The sequence below is a fragment of the Pontibacillus salicampi genome, from assembly GCF_042434395.1.
Lineage (GTDB): Bacteria > Bacillota > Bacilli > Bacillales > BH030062 > Pontibacillus > Pontibacillus salicampi.
Genome location: NZ_JBHLTP010000013.1, coordinates 568,334 through 592,838, shown reverse-complemented (window position 1 = coordinate 592,838; position 24,505 = coordinate 568,334). Strand labels below are relative to the sequence as shown.

The window sequence follows — 24,505 nt, the reverse complement described above, 5'->3', positions numbered from 1 at the left end:
CAATTATTTTAATGCTCCTTGTGTTAGACCTTTTTGCAACTGTTTCTGTCCAGCGAACAATAAGAGAAGCGTCGGTATCACCACAACGATAACCCCTGCCATTACCACCCCCCAATCTGTCGAGATTTCCTCAGCCTGCATTTGCTTTAGTCCAATTTGAACGGTTCGAACGGTCTCGTCATTGGTAACAAGCAAGGGCCATAAATACATGTTCCACGTAGTTAGAAAACCATAGGCCCCAAGGGTGACAAGACTCGTTTTGGATACTGGCAGCACCACTTTATAAAAGAATTGAAACCGACTTAATCCTGCCACTTGAGATGCCTCTTCCAACTCCTTTGGAATCGTCTTAAAATGCTGACGCAGCAAAAATGTTCCAAACGCTAAGGCAAAAAACGGTATCGTCAGACCGAAATGGGTATTAATCCACCCAAGCTTCTGGATGGTAATAAAGTTCGGAATCATCGTAGCTTCCCATGGCACCATCATGGTTGAAATAAATAAAAAGAATAAAACATTTCGGCCTTTAAATGGAATAAATACAAAAGCGAAAGCAGCTAAACTGCTTACAAGTAACTGGCCAAGCATGACAGTAAAGGATACGATAAAGCTATTGAATAAATATTGGAGCAACGGTAGCTTCTGAAATGCTTGTTGATAATTGTCTAAGGAGAAGCTACTCGGAAACAGCTTACCCTGTAAAACCTCTTTCCCATCCATAAAACTAACCATGAAGGCGTAAAAGGTAGGGAAAAATAGTAGAACAGAAGAAGTAATTAATAACATGTACAACGTCCACTTTTTCCTTAACCTCATTGGTAATGCACCTTCTTTTCCCCAAATGTAAACTGAAGTACAGTCACGACTAATATACATAAAAATAAAATAACAGCTTGAGCACTAGCAGTCCCAAATTGGTAGTTGATAAACGCTTCTCTGTAGATGGAATAAACAATTAGGTTGGTTGATTCTGCCGGACCGCCTTGTGTTAAAATATCTACCTGTCCGAATGACTGAAATGCATTTATTAGCGACACGGTAATAATAAAAAACATCGTTGGTGATAGCATCGGCAGTGTTATTCTCCGTAGCTGATACCAATAGGAGGCGCCAGCGATATTGGCATTCTCATACAAATATTCATCAATGTTCTGAAGGCCCCCAAGTATGATTAAAAATGCAAAGCCAGTATTCATCCAAATAGTCGTTATCGAAACAGAAATAATCGCCCATTTCGGATCTAGCAGCCAATCTATTTGCTGCAAATGCATAAAGCTTAGCAATTGATTGAGCGCACCGATGCTTGGATGGAATAAGAACAACCAAATGACAGAGGAAGCTGCTACAGACATTCCCATATTAGAAGAAAAGATAGTTCTAAAAAATCCGATTCCCTTCAATTTTTCGTTAGCAATCAATGCTAGAAATAAGGCAGAGATAACACCTACCGGAACGGTAATCAGAACGAAAAGCAAGGTAGCTACCATACTTTTACGAAATCCATCCGACTGAAAGATGTATGCGTAATTCTCAAACCCCACAAAGACAGACGGTAACCCATCATAATCCGTTAAAAAGAAGCTTAGATAAATTGTCCGGAACATAGGATAAAAGACAAACACGGAAAATAGAAGGATAGAAGGAAGCAAATACAGCATAGCCTGCCAAAAATGCTTGCCCCCTAATAGTTTGGTCCCTGTTCCCCCTTGCCCTGGTGCCGTCTCGTATTCTGTTCGCTGCATAACGGACTCACTTCTCACTGCACTGCCTCCTTCTTGCGTTGCTGCACATGTTCCTCTTCAGAACTAGGAGCTTTCATCAAGCGATTGGTTTCAGTGTTAAATAAACTAATAGAATCATAATCAACTAGGATAGGGATTCTCTCCCCTATGTTCACCCGCCATTGTCCCGTCCACTTCGCATACCATTCTCTATCATTCACGTGAAAGGCTATGACAGTCTCATTGCCAAGCACTTCTACATTGGTTACTTCTACGCTTGTCCAATTCTTTTCAACGTCTGTATCCGTTACATACCGGATACCCTCCGGCCTAATTCCCATTTGGATTGATTCCCCTTCGTTGTACGTCCCTTCTGGTATGGGAATGGGGGAAATCCCTTCTATTATTATCTCTCCATGCTGTACGCTACCATTCGCTAAGTTCATAGCTGGGGAGCCAATAAACGTAGCAACAAACGGATTAGCGGGATAATTATAAATGTCCAATGGTGGTCCTACCTGCTGAACTTCCCCCTCATTTAGAACCATAATTCGATCCCCCATCGTCATAGCCTCTACTTGGTCATGTGTGACATAAATAATCGTCAGACCTAAGCGACGCTGAATTTGTCGAATTTCTGCTCTCATATGAGCACGAAGCTTGGCATCAAGGTTAGACAACGGTTCATCCATTAAGCAAATTGGCGATTCATTTACAATCGCCCGTGCTAACGCTACGCGTTGACGTTGCCCTCCAGAAAGGTGCCGCGGTTTCCTATCCAAATAATCCGTTAACCCGAGCATATCTGCTGTCTCTACGCACCTTCTCTTTCGTTCTTGTTTAGGCACCTTTTTCACATCTAATCCGAACACAATATTATCGGCTACAGACATATGGGGATATAATGCGTAGTTTTGAAATACCATTGATAGCTCTCGTTCACTAGGTAAAAAATGATTTGCTCGGTTACCCCCTATCCGTAGCTCCCCTCCATTGATTTCCTCCAGGCCAGCAATCATGCGAAGAATGGTACTCTTTCCGCACCCTGACGGACCAACCAAAACAAAGAATTCCCCTGGCTCTATAGTGACGCTTACATTTGAAACTACCTGTTTCTTGCCGTCATATGATTTACAAATGTTATTTAACTGAACTTGTTTCATTTCCATTCACTTCCCACTCGTTGTGTATAAGATATATCCCAAAGCCCAGGATTCCCTGTTGAAACAGCTGATGCACCATACTCTAAGGCCTCTCTCATTTGATTTGGATTCGTCAACAGTCCTCCTGTAACAAGAGGGACATCGGTTTGGAGCTTTAATTCACTAACCATGGATGGTATAAGAGCCGGCATAATCTCTACAGCATCAGGCTGCACCTTTTCCATACTCGCTAACCCATTTTTAATGGCGTCTGTATCTACTAAAAATAATCGCTGAATAGTAGAAAGGTTTAGCTTTTTCGCCTTTTGCACCATGTGACTTTTCGTTGTAATAATGCCATACGGCGCCACAAATCGATGCAGGAATTTTAAACCTTCTGCATCATGACTAATCCCTTGAATCTTATCTAAATGAACATATACCATTCGATCATGTTCTTTTAAATGTTTAACAAATTTGCCAATTACGCTAATATTCCCGAATAGCAAAAAGGCTATCTTAATATCCGTCTTTAAAAAGGCATCCATCGCTTTTGGATCTTTAATTGATGCAATAAGACGATCCTTTGCTAACCATTCTCGCAAACGAGGAGAATCACTCATTTCCCAAAACCCCCTATATAGTTCCAACTAATCATGTTCATCACCATCTATTTCCATAAATTACTAATACTGATTAATAAAAAAGACCACTAACAAATCTAACAGTCGTCAATACAAAGAATGACAAATGTTATACTTGTTGATGGTCTCTCCAATCTCATCTCATTAACCTATCCACTTTTCAATTTTTATACTAAAGTCATAATATTAACCTAGCATTAGGATAAAGTATTTTTATTGTAAATTAGGATTTCTTCTTCAATGCATCCATTCAACATACTATTTATCTCCTTTTTATTTCTGATGGCAACCCAAAAAAATCCCTCACGGTAACCGCGAGGGATTTCTAATTACACATTTAGAATTGTTTGCTTCAAACTCATATACACTTTGGACCAAAGCTCTTCATTCTCTCGATAGGCTCTCGTTAAGAACATAATCATTTCTCTTTGTTTCTCTTCAAAGATAGGGTTATCCTTCTCCGGCAGATTCTGTTGAGCATTGTCCACCAAACTTTGGAGCTCGGGAGCTCTCGGCCCCCAACGAGCAACTTCTTCTCCGTTATTATTGAACACAATTATAATCGGAATCGAACGGGAACTCCCATTGGTTAAATATTGGTCCATTAATTCTGGATTTTCATCTCGATACAGCACTCTTGTGTCAATGCTTGCAGCCCCCGCTATTTTTAAAAAAATAGGGAGATTGAGCATAGCATCCCCGCACCAATCCTCTGTCAAAATGATTGCGCAAAGCTCTCTATTTCGGAGCATCTCAAATTGTTCTTTGTCTTCTTCAGGAAGTTCAAAATGTCGATACACATGCATAAGGTTTTCCTGATGTTTCGTCATAGAGGATATATAATCCTGCGGAGTTATCCCCTTTTCGTACCAATCGTTTAAGTTCATCCTGTTCACCTCATTCATCAAGTAAGTCGTTAACGTGATACACCTGCCCATTTGATATGGTCTCTTGAAACAATAGGCGTACTACAGCTTGGGCAACGACCGTAGTGTCTCGAAGCATGCCCTGCTGCTTCATCTGTTGAAATTTCTCTACATCCTGAAATGCTTCTTTAGAAGAGGAGCGAATGTCACCCTGCATGTCTGTATCCATCACTCCCGGACTAAAGGCAATAGACACGTGCTTGCTCCCCTCTCCTTGTTCCACCGCAACCGTTCTTGTAAAGTGGTTCAGAGCAGCTTTCGTACTACCATAGACGCTCCAGCCATAAATAGTCTTCTCAGCGGCTCCAGATGTAATATTCACAACTGTGACCGGTGTCGTCGCTAATTGCTGATACATTAAATTGGTGATAAGCATAGGCGCTATATAATTTACATGCACGTGTTGGACTACATGCTGTGAGGCTAGGGAACCCACCCGATCTATCGGCTCTACAACTCCAGCATTATTCACTACATAAACAGATTGCGCCTCTATTTGTGATAAACGCTCTGCCACAGCCCCAAACACTTCCTCTAGATCCGCTACCGAAGACAAATCACAAGAATAATGTGTATAGGAAACCTGATGCTGGTCTGCTTTTTCCTGTAATCGTTCATTAATAGATCTTGAGATACCAATAATATGTATCCCTTTCTGCATTAATTCCTCCGCTATAGAAGCCCCGAGTCCTTTGGAAACGCCTGTTATTACAGCATAATGCATGTAATCCCTCCTACTAATTCTTTTCTGCTTCCTACCACAGTATATCGAAAGAAGTAATCACTCGAAACTAATAAGAAAGAGAGCCTATAGAGAGGTTACCCTCTTCATAGACTCTTCATGCTTAATCTTCTTCTTCTAACGATATCCCTTCTACATGCTTACGATCTATTTGTTTTCTGATTTTACGATATTCTTTCGATTTAAAGATGATATCAAAATCGTAATCTTCAGGATATAAATCCTCGGCACGTATATGAAGCTGGATACGTTTATGATTCAACGTTTGTTTTTCTCCCTTAATTTGTACAATATAATTTCCTTTCGAATCTGGGCCTTTATATATAATACCTGTTTCCCCTGTAGCTAACACCGTTACATTATCTCCCATACTATAGACAGGAATTCGTTCCTCATGCTTCACAGAAGGCTTCTTTGCAGATTGTCTGGCATACCTATTACCAGATACCTGTTTCACTAGCTGTTTATCATTGATAGCCTCTATGCCACTTCGATAGCTTGCCTTTTCTTTATAGGATATTTCATGAGCTTTCTCTAGAATACCCGGGTGCATGCCGAGCTTTAAAGCTATTTGGAAGGCTTGACTTTTACCGGTTGTGTCCAGGAGCAGGCGATATGTCGGCTGCAGTGTTTCTAAATCAAACTCCATGGATCCATTCACAAATCCTTCTTTCTGCTCTGCAAAATCTTTCATTTCATTATAGTGAGTAGTAGCAAAAATAGTACACCCTTTTTCATATAATTGGTCTAAAATAGCAGTTGCCAAACCCATACCTTCTGTTGGGTCTGTTCCAGAACCTAATTCATCTAATAAAACTAAACTATGATCATTTGCCTCCTGCAGGATTGAAATTATATTCTTCAGCCTAGAGCTAAACGTACTTAAATTCTCAGTAATACTCTGCCCATCTCCTATGTCCACAAATATGTCATGAAAGAGATGTAAGGAGCTTCCTTCCTCCGCAGGTATTGGCAGCCCCACTTGAGTCATAAATGTCAGCAGCCCAACCGTTTTTAATGTTACCGTTTTGCCTCCCGTATTTGGACCAGTTATAACAAGGGCATAATGGTCTGGCGTTAGATGAATATTTAACGGAACAGCTTCCTCCCCCAACATAGGATGACGAGCATTTTTCAGCTGGATAGTATAGGTGTCATTTACCTCAGCTGGATGAGCGTTAATGGATTTACTGTAATGGGCTTTAGCAAAAATCACATCGTACTGATGCATGGTTTCCATAGCAACATATAGCTCGTGCTCTTTCTCTAACACCATGCTCGTTAAATAATATAGAATTTGCTCTACTTCCCGCTCTTCTGCTATACGAAGTAATTGCAGCTCCTCCTGCATATTTGTTATCTCTTCTGGTTCAATAAATACGGTAGCACCTGAAGCGGAGGAGTCAATTACCGTTCCTTTCATTTTATTTCGATAGGAAGCTTTCACAGGAATGACGAAGCGTCCATTTTTTTCAGCCACAACTCTCTCTTGCACAAATGCAGAGAGCTTCTTGGATTTGGAGAGTGTATTCATCCGCTCTTTCATCTTTGTGAGCAATTGTTGAGTTTGCTTGCGCAGCCTCTGAAGTTCCTTCGATGCATAATCATCTACTCTGCCGTGCCGAAAACAGCTTTGGATTTCTGCTTCTAAGTCACTTAAATCGGCGATGGAATCCACATAGGTCGAAATAGTCGGCGCCGCATATCCTTTATCTCTCATAAATCGCTTTAGCTTTCCGCAGTGATCCAGAAACGCAGTCAGCTTTTCAAATTGATCCGCACGGATGAACATACCTTTTTTTGCCTGTTCCAAAGTATCCGTGACAGTGTCCAGACTATGAATAGGAACACTAGAGCTGATGGATAGTATCCGCTCCGCTTCTTGAACCTCTTCCAGCATCCGTTCAATTTGCCTTCTATGCACAGTAGGGCGGAGATTCTGAATCGTGTCTATCCCTTTGTTCGTTTTTGCAAATCGAGCTACCTCATTTAATATCCATTCACACTGTAATGCTTGATATGCATGTATATTCAACGGAAATCCTCCTTAAAATTGTATAAAAAAAGCTGCAATGAACAACGTCATTACAGCATGAAACACGACATTTGAATCTTAATCGCTACATCGCTTTCTATCTCCTCTACAGAGGATTAGAAAACAAAAAAAAAGCCATGACAATTACGTCACAGCCTTCTTATCTAACGATGAAAGAAGTGTTTTGCTATGATTGATTGTTCTTAACTACTCAAAAAAGTGTATAACAAACTACACTTGCATGTAAGCAAGCTTTTTTCACTTTCTTGAGACCGTATATAGTTACGGGTTAGTTAAGAACAACAACCTTCATAAAACATACTCCTTATAAGTAAAGTCGATTAATTTCATTTGTCGTATTTCTACTAAATAGTATATGCAATTCCTTTAGAGCTGTCAACTTATCGAAAGAGAGCGCTAGCTTGATATCCTACATAGAAAGCCCATTCCCGTATAAAAAACGGCAGCTTGGTTTCGAGGCTTTGATACGCTGATGTCTCGGTAGGAGAAGCAATCGCATCCATTTCTAATTCCCTCGCCATCGCTACAGCACGCTTAGTATGGAAGGGATCACTAACAATCGTGTATTCATTAAAGGTATCATCTGTTCCAATTCCTTTGGCATTCTCTAAGTTTTGTTCTGTTATTTTAGAAGCTGTCTCTATATAAATATCTTCAGCCGGTACCCCATTTTCTATAGCGTATCTTTGAGCTACTTCTGCTTCTGCGTATGCAGCCCCATCCCCCTTTCCTCCAGTAAAGATTAACGAGTCCACATAGCCGTCTTCGTACAATTTTATGCCGTGCTTTATACGTTCCTCGAATACTGGAGAAGGGTCATCATAGTATGCTGCTGCACCTAATACGATTGCTGCATCTGTCTTTTCTGGCGGGTAAGGTTTAGAAAAATTCCACATCGAGTATCCAGTATAGGCTACATAGATGAAAATGGTTAAAAATAGTAATATAAATATCTTCTTCATTGTATACACCAACTCCACCTCCTACTCTATCATGTCCATTATCCCTGTACAACGAGAATGCTATAGGATTATATATAGAGGGACAGCCCATTTTGAAATATCTAAAAATATTAAGAATAGTATTGAATAAATACAAATAATAATGTATATTTATCAATAACTTTTTATATTTATTCAAAGGAGGGCTCGTAATGAAGCAAGAAACCATCTACTCATCCTTAACGAAAGACCAACCACAATCTATGAAAAATAAAGGAATTTGGAAATTCCTCCTCCCGTCTCTATTAGGAATACTATTATTTCTTGTACCGATCCCTTTCCAAGGTAAAATTACTATTGGCGTTGGGATTTTTGCAGAATACATTCAAGGGTTATTTACCGCCCAAATACCCTATGTTATGACAGCTCTAATTACACTATCCTTTTTGTTCGCTATCCTGAAACAGGTAATGAATCCACATTGGATGCAAAACACCATAGCTGAGCAATTATTCGGCATCACCCCCTTCTGGACTGGCCTTCGTCTGGTAGGAGCAATATTTGCGATTGCAACACTTTTTCAATTAGGACCATCCTGGGTATATGCTGAAAGCACTGGCGGAACAGTACTTTTCACGCTCATCCCCGTATTAACAACCTGGTTCCTGTTCGCAGCACTACTTATGCCTTTCCTAATGGAATTTGGTCTAATGGAGTTCATTGGTACCTTATTAAGAAAAGTAATGAAGCCGCTCTTCTCTCTCCCAGGTCGTTCCTCCATTGATGCGACCGCTTCCTGGATGGGAGCAGGACCTGTCGGTGTTTTAATTACTACCCAGCAATATGAAACGGGCTATTATAATAAACGAGAAGCATCTGTTATTGCGACCAACTTCTCCATTAATTCTATTGCCTTTAGCTTAGTTGTTATCAGTTTCATAGGATTAGAGCACTTATTTGTACCTTTCTACTTTTCTATCACGATTGCTGTCATTATTGCAGCTATTATCATGCCAAGAATACCTCCCTTATCTAATAAGAAGAATACGTATTATGCACCGGTAGGCAAGCAAATTTCTGAAGATGTGCCTGAAGGGAGCTCCGTTCTTCAACACGGGAAAGAGCTAGCTTTAGAAAAAGCACAATCCGTGAAGAGCTTTAGAGGTGTATTAAAGAAAGGATTTATCAATGTATTGGACATATGGTTCGGTCTATTACCCATTGTTATGGCATTAGGGACAATAGCGCTTATCCTTGCAGAATTCACTCCCATCTTCACCTGGCTGTCTTACCCTATCGTGCCTGTATTAGAATGGATGAGAATTCCGGAAGCAGAAGCAGCAGCACCAGCTATGATTGTTGGGTTTGCAGATATGTTCCTCCCTGCCGTCATCGGCAAAAGTATAGAAAGTGAGCTTACTAGATTTATTATTGCTGGGGTTTCCATTACTCAGCTGATATACATGTCTGAAATAGGAGTACTCCTGCTTAAATCCAAAATACCGATTTCTTTCTGGGAGCTAGGTGTTATTTTCGTACAAAGAACGATTATCACACTGCCAATTATTACGGTTTTAGCCCACCTACTACTGTGATACCTTAATGAACATTTAGACCTAATTATTTAGCACTATAAAACGACAAAAAAGGACATTGAAGCGTTACCATAGGAATTTAGACTCTCATTAGGAGCGCTGAGTAATATTACAATAAGACTACAAACATATTAAAAAACTGGAAATAATATTTGGTTTTTCCATCAAGTATGATATATTATGGAGGTGTGAAGAACTTTACTATTTTCCAATTGAATATAGTTTGTGGGCAAACTTATCGAAAGGTAAGGACGCAAAGCTTCGGGCCTAACGCATGTCAAGTGCTATGGTAGTCGAGCTGCGATTATACATTTAACATTTATGCTATGTTAGAAATGATTCATTGCCCCACCTGTGTCGAGGTGGGGTTTTTTCTTTTCATATTAAATGTCGTTTTATGCCGAATTCTGTAAATTTAAGCAGCCGACCCATAACTTCCCAACATGACAGGGCACATAAAACGCAAGACATACTAATAATTAAAGGAAGATTACAATGAATCTGGAAAAACTAATGAAGGAAAATGCTACATTCTCCAAAAAATCTGTGACCAGCATAGAACTTGTAAACCTTATTCAAAAGCGGCTTTTATATGTAAATGAGCATTACATTTGGTATAGCTTAAACGACTTGGGGAAAATGCAAGAACTATATTTGCGGACCCTCCCCTATTTATTATTCCTAGGTTATAAACATAAAATGCAGCCGTGGACGGTTAAAAGCCCGCTTCTGAATAGCTTTGAGAAGGATATTAGCGAGGAGATTTATAAGCTGAATGTAGAGGTTTCCACCTTTCCTTACGTAGAGAGACAGCAAAAAGCCTTCGAAACAATTATAAACCAATATTGCATGCTGGGATTAAACTTAGGGCTTACCCCTAAACATATTCAGAACATGTATTTACAAGAAAAACACCGGCTTTGTGAGCCTTTTGAAACGGATATGATGACTAGCTATATCCAAAAGACATACATAGAACAGTCTATAAAGGAAGAGATGCTCGTCTAGTTACTATACAGAAGAACTAATATAAATTGGTAAAATAGTGGCAGGAAATGAATGACTTTCCTATAGACGAAAGGATGAGTCTCCTAAATCTACGGAGCCCATCCCCTTCGTTACTTTACCGGTATTCCCACTATTGCTGCTATACAGCTCATACGAACCTATTGGTATAGAGTCATTGCTATACAAATGCAGCAAAAATACCTCTATTTACTGATGCAAGTATTCTTTTGCCTGTTCTGCAACATACAAATAATAATGAGATCCGTGGGGAACGAAATGGGATTTGCTCACTTGCCATGTGACAGCTGCTCTGGTTCTATCTAATCGTTCTGTATAGCCTTGCACTACAATCCTTTGCTTGTCCCCTCTCCACAGGGCAATAAAATCGTGCAAATCCGCCTTAACAATAGCTGCTACTTCTTCCTGCTGGAGCTGGAAAGATTGTATATTCCCTGCTAGCTTATATAAAAAGATGTTTGCCAGTTCGTTATCCTTCATGCTTCCTATCGTTATACCATCCTTGTACACCCCACAAGAATACAATTGAGAATAGTGTACCGTTACCCCTAGCTCCTCTTCTAATTCCCTCACCCCATCTTCCATCGTTTCACCAGCGGTAAGATGCCCAGCAGCTGAAATATCTAGTAAATCTGGAAATTCCTTTTTTGTGTGGCTTCTCTTCTGCAGCACTATATATGGATTTTCCTCCATCCCTACAATCCAGCATTGAAAGGTTTCATGCCAATATCCTTTTGTATGAACTTCTTCTCTGCTGGCTGTCCCTATTTTTTCATAATCTTTGTTGAAAACATTCAATATTTCCATCTAATCCCCCTAGCGTGTTCATAACTACCTCTATTGTACCTTTCATATTTCATTTTGGAAAAGATGACGGAGATTTATCATAACCCAAGTTGTTACTGTCTAGAAAATTTCCGAGACATTATCATGACTTGCCAGCAAACCAATAGTGCATGTCTGTAATCCGACGTTATGGTCTGAACCCATAAGGCCACCTTTTCGTTCTCTAAAGCAGACGTCGTTGCTATTAATGAACCAAAGGGACAATGAAGTCATTCAGACTAAGACATAACAATACCTTTCCGCTGGATAGAACTACATGTGAATTAATTATGACGAAAGGAACTGGTGGTTGGAAATAATCGTTAGAGCATATCCATTTTCAAACCTTTTCTGTTAGACTAAAGGTAAATACGAGTTCAGAAGGATAAGAGGGAGGCATTGACCATGTATCCATTTCTATATGGCGCTATCATTTTAGTCAGTGTGTTAGCCTTAGTCGGTACGTTATATGTGGGGAAGATTGTAAACCATACATCGAAGGTATATGAACAAGAGGAAGATCATGGGGAAAAATCATTAACATATAAATCCAACCCGAAGCATAATTCCAGTTTTCAGCTCCTCACTATTATTTACCTCATCACGTTTGTTATTACCGTTATCCTAATCGCTATCTTCATCCTATAGTAAAATGGCACAACCGAACGTAATAGGTTGTGCCATTTCCGTTATCTGAAATTATTTATCCACTCGCTTAACAGGGTGACCGTCCTCTGTACTTGTTCTGTTCTCTCGATATCCGCCTGTTCATCGCCGTCTTGGGGACCATAAGAACCAAACTGCGCATGATTTGCGCCTTGCATTTTTTCGTACCTAGCGTCATCAGGAAGAAAGGCCTTTCCTTCCCGAAAATTCCTCATATTCAAAATCCCATCCTTGTCTCCACTAATAGACAGCACCGGCATAGAGGATTTAGAAAGATCACCACCTTCTTCTGCATAGGCGGCTAGCAAAAACAAACCGTCAATTCCATCCTGTTCAGCAGCATAACGCGCCGCCATGGAACCACCTAAAGAATGGCCACCCATAATAAGCGTTTCGTTAGTGTCTTGCTCTTGTATTTCCAAGGCTCTATCTATTCCTAATACAGCTAAATGGAGCGGCATCTTTACGATATAAGTACGATATCCTGATTCTGCTAGTCTTGAAGCAAATGGCGCGTAGCTTTCAGGCTCTACCAGTCCTCCTGGATAAAAAATAATACTAGTCTGCGTGGAACGATTCGGCTCAAATAGAATCCACTTATCCTGATCCGCAACCGTAACAGATGCTGTTGATGTTAATTGTTGCTTAGCATAATCAGAAGCTTCATATGGCTGCAAATAAATATACCCTGCAATTCCAGAGGCAGCCAGGAGCGTTGATACAATAAGGAGAACCCATCTCCACCACAGCCTTTTCTGGCTCATCCGTCTCATTCCCTCGTGTTATACTTTCTTTCTATATTATTATAGCGAATAAGTTCAGTGCATGTAACATCACGTTTATTCCGCTTAATGGGGAGATGGTGGAAGACTCGGATTCGAGATGGTTTGGAAGGAGTATAGAAAGAGCAGTTGATTGGGCTGGAATCACTCCGCTTTCCTACGGACGAACGGCTGAGCCTCCTCAGTCGGCAAAGAACGCCGCCTTCCGGGGTCTCTGCTCATTCGTTTTTCCGCGGGAGTCTCCGTGATTCCAGCCCAATCAACCCATAAAAGGAACTTTTTTTCTCTAGCTTCTAGAACCACTCATATAGGCTCAGAATGAAAAGGGCAAGAAATGGAATCAAGAAAGTTGAGAAGTCCGTTTCTCTCAATACGGCAAAGGTATGGACTGGAAAATGGATGAGCCTATACCCCGCAGAAAGCGTCTTTTGCTGTCCGAGGAGGCTCAGCCGCAAGTAAGGAAGTTTACCTAAGAGCGCTACATCCTGTAGCAACGGTGAACGACCCCACATCGTGTGGGGCCGCAGGAAAGCGGAGCTATTTCCGACCACTCAACTCGCCTTTCAGAACAGGAATATCAACATAAGCTATTGGATGGACGATTTGAAATAAGCTCCCTTTCCACTTAAGGATTAGGAGCTTTTAAGTTTGCACTGATTCAGTTGGTAATCTTTATATCTCATCCAATGAACACTCCTACTAGCCGTTTCCTTACTCAAAGAAAATTTGAAAAAAGAGGGGGATGAGCTGGATTTGATTAGTTCTCCTTTAGAGGAGTTCTTCCCTTTTTTCGAAGAACAATATCAATAGCATGTACTACTACTATTTTAATGATTGTATAAAATGGTATAGCAATGAGCATTCCGACAAATCCATAAAGAGCCGCTGCCACAATTAGTAACAAAATAATCGTCAATGGGTGAATGTTAAGCCTTTTACCAAATACAACTGGCGCCACTAAATTTCCTTCTAACTGCTGTACAATAACTAAGGAAACAAGTACATAAATGGCCAGAGCAGGGCTTTGGGTTAAGGAGACGACAAGCGCTGGTATGACACCAATAATTGGACCAAAAAATGGGACCACTGCGGTCAGGGTAACAAAAATACCAAGTATTAAGGCATAATCTATCCCAATGATTAGATATGCTATATACATCAGCACCCCATCAACTATAGCTACAGTGATTTGCCCATAAATATAAGATGATAACGTATCATCTATTTTATGTAAGACAAGGGAGATTTCCTCTTTCCACTTAGGAGGGATAGCCTTCATGAGGAATGGGACAAAGCGAGCATCATCCTTCAGAAAATAAAAAAGCACGAAGGGTACTACCACAAGAACGGTAGTAGCTCCTGTTACAGTCGAGATGATTTCAGTCATATTGTCGCCTAGCATTTGCATTAAATTACTAGAAAAGCTAGCCGTCTTTTGCTGGATACTTTCTACAGAAAGCATTCCAAGATCATTTTCTTCCACTTTCTGTTTGGCCTTCTCTCCCATCTCTTTTAAATCCTCAGGAAGAGTGCTTGAAATATCCTCCACCTGCTTCTGGATACTCGCAGCAAAAAGGAGGTACAGCGCGTAAAGTATACCGCCGATAAATGAAAAAACGAATAGAATAGAGACAGATTTAGGTAGAAACGAGATACGTGTCAGCCATTTAACAATAGGCTGCAACACATAATATAGAAAACCAGCTAAAAGAATGGGATAAAATAAGGTTTTCACGATAATAAACACTGGATGCAGTAAATCCATTGCCAGCAAAAAATATAATGTTATAAGTAATAAAATGATACCCGTAACATATTTGAAGAAAGGGTGGTTCAGCCACATATCATTAAACTCCTTTATTAGGTTATAACTCTTTTCCATTCCACTTATAAAACCATTTGTAACCCATCTTTTATAGGTTATCCCATTTTTCAGCGTACTTTATGTATTTGGCATTTATTCCATGTATGAAATGGCATTATATTTTTTAAATATAAAAAGACTTTAACTATTATCATCAATGTATAAAATGATGCATATTTAAGGTCTTTTTGTTCGCGAAGTTTGTTAAAGTAAAGCACCCGTTTGTGGAAGACTCAGTTTCGAGACTTCTGTTGAGTGGATGGGGGCTGCGAGGAATAGCTCGAAATCACTTTCAGAATAAGGTGCATTCTATACCTATAGGAACTGTAACACAAAGCTTCCATTGTATGGATAGAGCTCATAACCGCTCGTAATAGAGCTCTTTCTTGCTATAGGTAGTGATGGTGGAAGATACACCTTCCTGGTATAGGGGTTCGTTTCTCACATAATCGAAGGGGTGGTTGGGAAGCTGCGAGACTCCCGTGGGAATGGATTGGCTGGCGAGACCCCGCAGAGCTTTAGCTCGAGGAGGCTTGCCGTCATCCCCGCAGGAAAGCGAGCGGCTTCCCAACCACCCCTTACTCTCAAACCAGCAACGAACCCCGAAAAGTCTCGAAACGGAGTCTTCCAGAAATCTGCCCTTTACTTAAAGACTCAGTTTCAAGATAATTGCCAAACATTGAATGATAATACACGTTAATGCACTTTATAACACGTTTATTTATACACTTTGTCTAATAATCATGTTGCCAAAACCTACAAAGTATAAATGCCATATACACTTTATGCTAGACATCGTCCTTTTAACTCACCCCCATTCCTCGACAGAATTTCTGTTTTTATACTGTAAATCCCCCTCTATCCATGCTTTTTCAGCAGCTTTCTAAAGATACTTACAACATGTGTACGACCCAGGTGAGAATATTGTAGATTTTTTTGTTGTTTAATTTAGAGAAAATGACGGTATAAACAACTATAAGGGACAGACATATTCCATTGGAAGGGAGGGAGTTATATCGTGAAGATTAAAGTAGCAAGCTGGAACATGCTAACTCCGCAGGACAAGCTTTTTATTTTGAAGGCCGTCAGTCAACGCTCACAGTTGGTCAGAAGTGCATAAGCCCCCATTCTTTGTCATTGTTTCAGCTTTGTTTTCTATTTTCTTCACACCTTTGAGATAGACCTACAGGATATTCATAAATCAAATACTTAGTCATTACAGTAAAGGAGGAGGGATTGGATATTTACTTCTATAAGAATGGTATTATACTGATTGGAACGAAGGTATTAAACTGTTTTTCCAAGTCTAATCCGCCGATTACATGAGAATTCCATGCTATAGAGCACTTCTTCTATCAAGGTCACTTCATATCCTTTGTTCCAGCATCACTATCCATCCCCATATAGTGAACTACCTTCACTCTGCTCCTATCCGAAATATAAACTGTTGTTTGTTATCTATATGTAATTGCTGCTCTTTTTTCATTCCAATTCGTTTTGCTACGTTTATTGAGGGGGTATTCCTTATATCGATAATAGAAATCACCTCTGCTACCTCTAATACATGAAAGGCATAATCACGGCAGGCCTGTGCCGCTTCTGTCGCAAAACCATTCCCCCACTGCTCTCTCGATAATAGGTATCCAATTTCCAAGCGCTTCTCCCCCTGTATCTCTTGAGGTACGAGTCCACATTGGCCAACAAAACAACTCGTTTTCCTATCTTCTACTATCCACAAGCCTATCCCTTCCTGCTTGTATAATCGTTTGTTCCATTCAATCCACTGTTTAGTTTGTTCTCGATTTTTCGTAGATGGGTAGTATTGCATAGCAATAGGATCAGCAAAAATCTCAAGTAAATGGTCTACATCTTCACCAGTCATTTCTCTTAACTGTAACCTTGCTGTTTTCATTTCCATCCTCTCCCTTCCTATAAAAAAAGCCCACACATCATCATGTGGGCTTCCCTCTTATTTCCTTTGCACAAAACCTAGCTCATTACCATCTAAATCCTTTATCGTGAATTTTTTACTTCCATAGTCAGTTTCGAATAACTCCTCAACAATAACAGCATTATCCTTCACTTGCTCCCAATACTCTTCCACATGATCTACAGTAAAATTAAACCTTCCTCGAGAAGGAACAAGCTCATCCTCCATGATAGCAAAGGTAGCTCCACCTTCCCCGCCAAAATGTGCGTAGTTTGGCTCCTCAGGCGGCCATTGTCCTGTCACTTCAAACCCTAAAACGGATTTATACCACTTTATAGCCGCCTCCAAATTAAGTACGTTCGCTCGGACATGCTCTAAATTTGTTTTCATCCTTTATGAACCTCCCTTACCATCTTTCTTGCACCATACCCTTTTCACTTCCATCTTAACTATCATTCTACTAATTTACATCAGCTTACTAGTTAAAAATATTATGTCTCCGTGCTATAATCGAGGAACAAATGTTCGAATTAGAAGAAGTCATCAGAAAGGAGTCCTAAATTTGAAACTGATACGCTGGAGTTACAGCAGGAGAAATATGGTCCGTGCTTACTTTGATACACACCCAAACTCTGTTTTTTATTTCAGAAGGATGAAGCGTTGTTTTCTCCTATATTCTCTCGATTGGAGAGAGGAAGACCCTTTTGTAGATACAGCAAGCCGAGAAGAGATGCAATTACTGTTAAATAAAGCAATGGGCCGGAAAACCGCCTATCAAAATAGGAAACACCATACAGGCTGAATCGGATCGGCAATTAATGCTGGACTACTAAAGAAGGGAGAAGGCTCCCCATTCTGCATGCTCCGATGTTAACACCTCGAATTGTTACAACTACCGATATTCAGGGAAAGCACTAGATAGTACATCATTATGGGGAGGATTCAATGATGAAAAATCAGGAGACGAAAAAGAGACCAGTTGTAGCGCTCACTGGTGCCAGCGGATATATTGGTCACCACTTAGTAAATAAGTTGACAGAGCACGCTGATGTTGTTGCCCTTTCTAGAAACATTAATAATAAGCAAGATACAGCACAGGTAACATGGCGTTCCTGCGATTTGTTTTCAATGTCTGATGCTGAAAAAGCGTTAGAAGGTGTAGATTTTGCAGTGTATCTTGTCCATTCTATGAAGCCCTCCGCTAAGCTCACCCAGGGATCCTTTGAAAACATGGATGTTATTCTAGCAGATAATTTCGCTCAGGCTGCTAAAAAGCAAAGACTCAAGCAGATTGTGTACTTAAGCGGCATTATCCCTGAGAACGAAAAGCTTTCTCGCCATTTGAGCAGCCGTCTTGAAGTTGAGAATATACTTAGAGCTTATGGCACTCCAGTAACCACCATAAGAGCAGGATTAATTGTTGGACCTAAAGGCTCTTCTTTTCCAATATTAAAGAAGCTGGTGAAACGACTACCTGTCATGGTACTTCCAAAATGGACTAGAACAAAGACACATCCCATTGCACTTCCAGACGTATTAACTGCATTGGACAAAAGTATAGGTAATCAAACATTGTCCAACCGGGCCATTGATATAGGGGGCCCTGAAATTATGTCCTATAAGGAGATGATGCGGCAAACCACAGAAGTAATGGGACTTAGACGGAAAATGATTAATGTTCCGTTTCTTACCGTGAAACTTTCCCGACTATGGGTGAGTCTCACAACTAACAGTCCAAAGGAGATGGTGTATCCGCTGATTGAAAGCCTTACGCATCCAATGACAGCTAAACCCGAACATATGGATGAAGAAATCAGCTTTGGTAAGATCACTTTTAAACAATCCGTTCACCAAACACTACAAGAAGAGAAACAGAATGCCAAGGAACGTAAATCGGTCATGAAACCTAATGCCCCCTCTATCCAGCAGGATGTGCGCTCTGTCCAGCGAATTCCACTGCCCGCTGGAAAAGACGCGGATTGGGTGTCGAATTACTATATGATTTGGCTCCATCAGTTAATTCATCCCTTCTTGAAAATCGAAGTAGATGAAACAAATGAGTATTCCATCCAAACCCGTTTGCTCTCCCTGCCATTGTTGACGTTTCGTTATTCTGAGGATAGAAGCACAGTAAATCGATCCCTCTATTATATAACCGGAGGAGCATTTGAGAATAAGGCAGAAAACAAGCGAGGGCGACTCGAATTTCGCAGGATACCACATAGTGATGAGTGTATTGTAGCCATTCATGATTATTTGCCATCTTTACCATGGTTTATTTATCGCTACACACAGGCCAAGGCTCATTTATGGGTTATGTACCAATTCCACAAGCACTTAATGAAGCTAGAAGTCCACCCTCCGAACAACCCTATCCTCGTTACCACAGAAACATAATGGAATCCCATTTAGGATCCGTGAATACTGCTCGTATTTCGGGTCCTCTTTACTCTTTATTCCTCAAACAAACTACATTCATTTTATTCCTTCTCCTGTAGCATTTTTATCTTCTTATCGTAAATAGACACAGCCCATAGACTGGCAATTCCTACAAAGAATATTCCCAGACTGCCGAAGAAGATACTGATTTGAACTAAATTCATCTTGTCACCTCCCATTTTGATAGAACACCAAGCTCTTGACTTCTATTCTACTATGTAATTCTTACCTTTAGAAACAGTTGCTGTTGTTGGAATGCACCTTTCGTCAGAACAGTATGCAGCATACAAAAGCAGTTTAGCATAGCGTACCTGGCAATAATGGTACTCCTACACTAAACTGCCTATCCCTTTATTGTTATGGTCTGAATTTAGTTAATTGTTTTTCGTAGGCAGGGTTAATAGCTCCCTCTCCCCCTAGAATAGTAAATCGAAACACATCCATTTCCTCCGCAACTGTTTCAATAGAATCATGGAGGTGGTGCGGAGGAACCAGCAAGAAGCTATAATCCCACTTAGCGGCTAAAACCGATCCGGTAAGCGCGTCTGCGAATGTTTCACCTGTTGCTAGAAAAACTTTGGATGAAGGATTTAATTCCCTTGTAACAGTGACAGAGGTTTGATACCGATCCACCCCAGCGTAACGAGTTGTGTTAGGCATGGTTTGAGCAGCTTTCTCTGAAATGGCAGTGGGACCACCAATGAGTAGAGTTCGATTCATTTCCGCTAAAGCGGTTTTCGTGATTTCTGGAACAGACTCTGCTTTTGTTAAGTAAATGGCAGTGCCCGTTTCAGCAGCATAAGAGGCAGCTGATAGAGCATCAGGATACTTGCTGCCATTTGCTACAATAGCAGTTTTACTGCTTCCTAAGGCCTCTGCTTCCATTTTTTCAGCAATACGCACCGCTGTTTCATATCTATCTTTCCCTGCAACCCGAATAGGAGTATATCCTAACCGTTCCAGCTCCTTAAATATGTGTTCTTCCGCTAATGCACCTGGACCGCCTAGCACATACACTTTTTTGGCGTTAAGACGATGCAATTCTGTTGATACACTTTCTAATAACTCGTTAGGTTTAGTAAGAAGAATCGGAGCATCTAATAAATGGGCGAGAGGTGCTCCAGCCAGAGCGTCAGGGAACGTGTCCCCTCTTGCCAATACAACGATATCCGATGCTTCCCATCCTTCTTGAGAGATAGCTATTGCTGTCTCATATCTATCTTTTCCAGCAATTCGCTTTATCGTGACGGGAAGCTCCTCTTTCATCGCCTCCCAAAACGCGGAGGTAATTACTTTATAGCCTTCAGAACCTGGATGAATATTTTCCGGATTTGGTAAATAAACAGGGTAATTTTTTTCTATAAGCGAAAAGGTTGGTACAAATGTTTGGCCTTCGGCTCTTGTGACAGATTCTATGAGTTGATTAATTTTGTGCATCAGAGCAACTAAATTTTGCTGCTCCGCTTCTGGATAGGCATAAAAGGCATTATAGTAGCCCATGATGTACACTTTGCTGGAAGGATTAATCTTGTGTATGGTCTTCACTATATTCGTGTAGTTCTCGCCAAGCTTTGCAAATAATGCCGAGGTTACATTAGGATCTTGTAAATGCTCAGGATTTTCCTTCCACACCTTAAGGAAATCATTAGCTCCAACCGATATCGTTACAATATCCGCTTCGGCAATAGCCTGAACCTGCTGAGGCTGCTTCAGCCCTTCCCTGACGTCATTTGACGTATAGCCTGGAACAGCAAACGACTTCGTAAACGCACCTAAGTAATCAATGCTCTCTAGCTTTTGAGCGAGGTAGTCACTATACCCTAACCCTTGGGAAGAATCGGATTGAATCCCAGCTGCCAAGGAATCGCCAAGAGCGACATAGCTTAATGGTGGTGACATAGGCTGTTTTTCTGTAGTTGCTGCTGCTACAAGAGGAAATAAAAAAGACCACATTAGCATAACACAAGCGAGGATATAAAATTTCCCTTTCTTAATCACCAAACAACCAACTCCTCCATAAGTAATAGCTGCTCTTGTTCTTTACTAAGAACATCTTCTTAAAGTGTATTAGACTAACACAGACAAATTCCTTCTTTTTCTTATGAAATGTTTTGTGAAGATGCTTAATGTGAAGGAAGAGAAGGAATATATAAACGGGAGCGGGGAAAATATAATCTCGGTATGATATAAGTATCATACGTTCCTATCTCATTTTAGCATCGTTTCTTACCAAAACCGCCAAGCTATGATAGTATTATTATTAAAATATTGTGAAAGAAAGGCTGCTACAAGTTATCCATATGATAATGGACAGCAATCTTTTTTCTCTCCATAAGTGTTTATGCTCTACTGCCGCTTATGATAACAAGTTTGTAGCGTTATTAAGAATTTAACATATAGGATGGTGTCTAAACATGTCAACTTATACTCCAAATGATCATACAACCCCTTTACGACGTGATGTTAATCAATTAGGCCATATATTAGGGGATATTCTGGTACATCATGGAGGTACAGAACTATTAAATAAGGTAGAGTCCATTCGTACTCTTACGAAAGAGCTACGTGAGGAATATAAGGAAGATACTTATCATGCCTTAAAGGATGAAATAGGCAAGCTAGAACCACCAATGCGCCAGCAGGTCATTCGAGCCTTCTCCATCTACTTTCATTTAGTTAATATCGCCGAACAAAATCATAGAATTCGTCGCAGAAGAGAGTATCAAACCCGTGACGATCATGGTATTCAGCCTTTTTCCCTTGAAAGTGCCACACAATCCCTGAGACAAAATGATATTTCTGAGGATACGATACAATCCGTACTACATAAGCTTTCTTTAGAGCTTATTATTACGGCTCATCCGACGGAGGCTACAAAACGATCAGTACTGGAAATTCAAAAACGAATTGCGACTATTTTGCAGCAGTTGGATCATCCATTACTCACGTCCAAGGAGAGAACTAACCTGCAGGAAAGTCTCTTTAATGAGGTAACAGCACTTTGGCAGACGAATGAACTTCGTCAACGGAAACCTAGTGTAATGGATGAAGTTCGCAATGGTTTATACTACTTTGACGAGACGTTATTTGATGTGCTTCCTGACATTCATCAGGAGCTTGAAGATTGCTTAGAAGACGAGTTTCCTGAGAAGGATTGGGTAGTTCCAAACTTCCTTCGCTTTGGATCTTGGATTGGCGGTGACCGCGACGGAAACCCGAATGTAACAGCTGATATAACGTGGTCCACCCTCGAAGAGCATCGAAATCTCGCGTTAAAGAAGTATGAGGAAACGATTGTGGAATTAATGAAACGTTTCAGCCATACAACAGATCGAATAAAGGTGAGCGAGGAACTTACTCAGTCTGTATTACAAGAAGAGCCTCAAATTCCATCAGCGAGTAAATGGCGTGTGAGCCAGGAAATTTATCGTCGTAAATTCGCCGTTATGTTAGACCGGCTTCGCCAGGTAGGACAATCAGAAATCGGTTATGAGGATCACCACCAGTTGCTTGACGACCTTTATATGATTAAAAACAGCACAAAAATGCATCAGCCGTCTGGAAGGGAACTAAAGCTGTTAAGAAAACTAATTCGCCAAGTAGAATTATTTGGCTTCCACTTAGCAACTCTAGACATTCGTAACCATAGCGGAGAACACGAGGCAGCCATAACGGAACTGCTGCATAAGGTCAACATAACAGAGGATTATCGCGCCCTTTCTGAAGAGGAAAAGATTGAAACACTGGATAAAATTTTACAAGATCCTCGCCCTATATCCTTATTAAATGAAGATTATTCTAAAGAAACGCAGGATATGCTCCATGTGTTCCAAACGATACGCCAGGCACATAAGGAATTTGGCAAGCGTTCTATTGAAGTGTACCTTATTAGTATGACGGAATCGGTCAGTGATATTTTAGAAGTGCTTGTTCTTGCGAAGGAAGCAGGAATCTATCGCCTTCATGCAGATGGTCACACGGAGAGTGATCTACACGTAGCACCACTTTTAGAAACAGTTGATGACCTCATTGCTGGACCAGAAATACTTCAAACGCTATTTGAATTAGATAGCTATAGCAATCATTTGAAGCAACGAAACCAATCACAGGAAATTATGCTTGGCTATTCAGATGGAAGTAAAGATGGCGGTACATTAACTGCTAACTGGAAGCTATACAAAGCTCAGCAGGAAATTCATGACATGGCTAAGGAATACAACATTCGCCTGAAATTTTTCCATGGCCGTGGCGGGTCTCTTGGACGTGGTGGCGGACCACTAAATCGAAGCCTTCTCTCTCAGCCTGTGGAGACGTTAGGTGAGGATGTGAAAATTACCGAGCAGGGAGAGGTACTTTCCTCCAGATATCTATTATCGGACATTGCGTACCGAAGTCTTGAGCAAGCTGCTTCCACCTTACTGGAAGGCGCAGCCAATATCTCCAAGGAATCAGAACAAGCTCACCACCGTGAGGAAAACTGGGAGCGAGCAATGGAAGAGATTTCTGACATTTCCCTTAAGAAATACCATTCTCTTGTATTTGGAAATAATGACTTTTTAACCTACTTTAATGAAGTAACACCATTAAAGGAAATTAGTCAGTTCAATATAGGATCACGACCAATGAAACGAAAGGATAGCTCTAAGTTTGAAAACTTACGCGCTATTCCATGGGTATTCGCCTGGACTCAAAACCGCCATCTATTACCTGGATGGTACGCTGCTGGTACGGGATTACAGCAGTATGCATCACAAGGCGACGACAACCTAGCGTTATTACAGCATATGTATCAGCAATGGCCTTTCTTCCGCTCTACCATTGATAACCTGCAGATGGCCCTTATGAAAGCGGATATGCAAACAGCAAAAGAGTACGTAACACTTGTTGGCGATCAGGAAATGGGAGAACGTATTTATAACGATATTGTCGAAGAATATAAGCGTACGGAACAAATACTATTGCAGATCACTGGGTCCAGTCACTTACTGGACAATCAAAGCACTATCCAGGAATCTGTAAGAAGACGTAATCCATACGTGGACCCATTAAACTTCCTTCAAGTAGACCTTATTGAGGAATTGCGCTCCTCTGAAGAACCAGACACAGAACTACTAACAGAAGTACTGCTAACGATTAGCGGTATTGCGGCAGGTCTTCGAAACACAGGTTGATGCTTAGGAAAGGGTGCTGCAGGCCCGAGCATGAG

General features: G+C 40.7%; 20 protein-coding genes, 1 pseudogene and 1 riboswitch. Of the genes and pseudogenes, 6 read left to right on the top strand and 15 right to left on the bottom strand.

The window, feature by feature from the left end; genetic code table 11:
• Positions 1–3: 3 nt before the first annotated feature.
• The 8 genes and pseudogenes from ACFFGV_RS18345 to ACFFGV_RS18310 form a co-directional block, all read right to left on the bottom strand.
• Entirely contained in the window at positions 4–816 is an 813-nt protein-coding gene (locus tag ACFFGV_RS18345) for a carbohydrate ABC transporter permease (RefSeq protein ID WP_377350965.1), read from the bottom strand.
• Positions 813–1,658 (bottom strand): annotated as a pseudogene (locus ACFFGV_RS18340) (carbohydrate ABC transporter permease); the annotation flags it as partial. The pseudogene ACFFGV_RS18340 and the gene ACFFGV_RS18345, both read right to left, overlap by 4 nt.
• Positions 1,659–1,756: 98 nt before the next feature.
• Positions 1,757–2,884 (bottom strand): ABC transporter ATP-binding protein, encoded by a 1,128-nt coding sequence (locus ACFFGV_RS18335; protein ID WP_377350963.1) that lies wholly within the window; start codon positions 2,882–2,884, stop codon positions 1,757–1,759.
• A complete protein-coding gene (locus ACFFGV_RS18330) occupies positions 2,881–3,486 on the bottom strand; it encodes a glycerol-3-phosphate responsive antiterminator (RefSeq protein WP_377350962.1) in 606 nt (201 codons plus the stop codon). Before ACFFGV_RS18330 ends, ACFFGV_RS18335 begins: the two co-directional genes overlap by 4 nt.
• Positions 3,487–3,836: 350 nt before the next feature.
• Positions 3,837–4,394, bottom strand: a complete 558-nt coding sequence (locus ACFFGV_RS18325; protein WP_377350960.1) for a thioredoxin family protein — start codon at positions 4,392–4,394, stop codon at positions 3,837–3,839.
• Between the two features lie 10 nt (positions 4,395–4,404).
• Positions 4,405–5,157 (bottom strand): (S)-benzoin forming benzil reductase, encoded by a 753-nt coding sequence (locus tag ACFFGV_RS18320; protein WP_377350958.1) that lies wholly within the window; start codon positions 5,155–5,157, stop codon positions 4,405–4,407.
• A gap of 121 nt (positions 5,158–5,278) precedes the next feature.
• Positions 5,279–7,210, bottom strand: a complete 1,932-nt coding sequence (locus ACFFGV_RS18315) for an endonuclease MutS2 (RefSeq protein WP_377350956.1) — start codon at positions 7,208–7,210, stop codon at positions 5,279–5,281.
• Between the two features lie 401 nt (positions 7,211–7,611).
• Positions 7,612–8,193: a YdcF family protein gene (locus ACFFGV_RS18310; protein WP_377351130.1), complete on the bottom strand. Its 582-nt coding sequence runs from the start codon at positions 8,191–8,193 to the stop codon at positions 7,612–7,614.
• 191 nt (positions 8,194–8,384) lie between these two features.
• Between ACFFGV_RS18310 and ACFFGV_RS18305 the strand changes: the two genes are divergently transcribed.
• Together ACFFGV_RS18305 and ACFFGV_RS18300 are read left to right on the top strand one after the other, a co-directional pair.
• The gene (locus ACFFGV_RS18305; protein ID WP_377350954.1) at positions 8,385–9,767 is read left to right on the top strand and encodes a YjiH family protein; all 1,383 of its coding nucleotides are present in this window, start codon (positions 8,385–8,387) and stop codon (positions 9,765–9,767) included.
• 218 nt (positions 9,768–9,985) lie between these two features.
• Positions 9,986–10,073: riboswitch (cyclic di-GMP riboswitch) on the top strand.
• A 189-nt stretch (positions 10,074–10,262) separates the two neighbouring features.
• The gene (locus ACFFGV_RS18300) at positions 10,263–10,775 is read left to right on the top strand and encodes a hypothetical protein (RefSeq protein ID WP_377350952.1); all 513 of its coding nucleotides are present in this window, start codon (positions 10,263–10,265) and stop codon (positions 10,773–10,775) included.
• A gap of 207 nt (positions 10,776–10,982) precedes the next feature.
• Here ACFFGV_RS18300 and ACFFGV_RS18295 read toward each other — a convergent pair whose 3' ends face one another.
• Positions 10,983–11,600 (bottom strand): NUDIX hydrolase, encoded by a 618-nt coding sequence (locus ACFFGV_RS18295; protein WP_377350950.1) that lies wholly within the window; start codon positions 11,598–11,600, stop codon positions 10,983–10,985.
• 423 nt (positions 11,601–12,023) lie between these two features.
• On the opposite strand from ACFFGV_RS18295, the gene ACFFGV_RS18290 reads away from it, so the two are divergent.
• The gene (locus ACFFGV_RS18290) at positions 12,024–12,266 is read left to right on the top strand and encodes a hypothetical protein (protein WP_377350948.1); all 243 of its coding nucleotides are present in this window, start codon (positions 12,024–12,026) and stop codon (positions 12,264–12,266) included.
• Between the two features lie 41 nt (positions 12,267–12,307).
• Here ACFFGV_RS18290 and ACFFGV_RS18285 read toward each other — a convergent pair whose 3' ends face one another.
• The 4 genes from ACFFGV_RS18285 to ACFFGV_RS18270 form a co-directional block, all read right to left on the bottom strand.
• Entirely contained in the window at positions 12,308–13,048 is a 741-nt protein-coding gene (locus tag ACFFGV_RS18285; protein ID WP_377350946.1) for an alpha/beta hydrolase, read from the bottom strand.
• 775 nt (positions 13,049–13,823) lie between these two features.
• Positions 13,824–14,909 (bottom strand): AI-2E family transporter, encoded by a 1,086-nt coding sequence (locus ACFFGV_RS18280; protein WP_377350944.1) that lies wholly within the window; start codon positions 14,907–14,909, stop codon positions 13,824–13,826.
• A gap of 1,438 nt (positions 14,910–16,347) precedes the next feature.
• Positions 16,348–16,848 carry a GNAT family N-acetyltransferase gene (locus ACFFGV_RS18275; protein WP_377350942.1) on the bottom strand — a complete coding sequence of 167 codons (501 nt, stop codon included), beginning with the start codon at positions 16,846–16,848 and terminating at the stop codon, positions 16,348–16,350.
• 51 nt (positions 16,849–16,899) lie between these two features.
• Positions 16,900–17,250, bottom strand: a complete 351-nt coding sequence (locus ACFFGV_RS18270) for a VOC family protein (protein WP_377350940.1) — start codon at positions 17,248–17,250, stop codon at positions 16,900–16,902.
• Between the two features lie 172 nt (positions 17,251–17,422).
• Here ACFFGV_RS18270 and ACFFGV_RS18265 point away from each other — a divergent pair, with 172 nt between their 5' ends.
• Both ACFFGV_RS18265 and ACFFGV_RS18260 read left to right on the top strand, forming a co-directional pair.
• Entirely contained in the window at positions 17,423–17,662 is a 240-nt protein-coding gene (locus ACFFGV_RS18265) for a protein YuzH (RefSeq protein WP_377350938.1), read from the top strand.
• A gap of 143 nt (positions 17,663–17,805) precedes the next feature.
• Positions 17,806–19,257 (top strand): NAD(P)H-binding protein, encoded by a 1,452-nt coding sequence (locus ACFFGV_RS18260; RefSeq protein WP_377350936.1) that lies wholly within the window; start codon positions 17,806–17,808, stop codon positions 19,255–19,257.
• An 83-nt stretch (positions 19,258–19,340) separates the two neighbouring features.
• Here ACFFGV_RS18260 and ACFFGV_RS18255 read toward each other — a convergent pair whose 3' ends face one another.
• Positions 19,341–19,463 carry a hypothetical protein gene (locus tag ACFFGV_RS18255; RefSeq protein ID WP_377350934.1) on the bottom strand — a complete coding sequence of 41 codons (123 nt, stop codon included), beginning with the start codon at positions 19,461–19,463 and terminating at the stop codon, positions 19,341–19,343.
• Between the two features lie 193 nt (positions 19,464–19,656).
• Positions 19,657–21,297 carry a cell wall-binding repeat-containing protein gene (locus ACFFGV_RS18250; protein WP_377351127.1) on the bottom strand — a complete coding sequence of 547 codons (1,641 nt, stop codon included), beginning with the start codon at positions 21,295–21,297 and terminating at the stop codon, positions 19,657–19,659.
• 416 nt (positions 21,298–21,713) lie between these two features.
• Between ACFFGV_RS18250 and ppc the strand changes: the two genes are divergently transcribed.
• On the top strand, positions 21,714–24,470 hold the full coding sequence (ppc, locus tag ACFFGV_RS18245; RefSeq protein WP_377350932.1) for a phosphoenolpyruvate carboxylase: 2,757 nt from the start codon (positions 21,714–21,716) through the stop codon (positions 24,468–24,470).
• Positions 24,471–24,505: the final 35 nt, after the last annotated feature.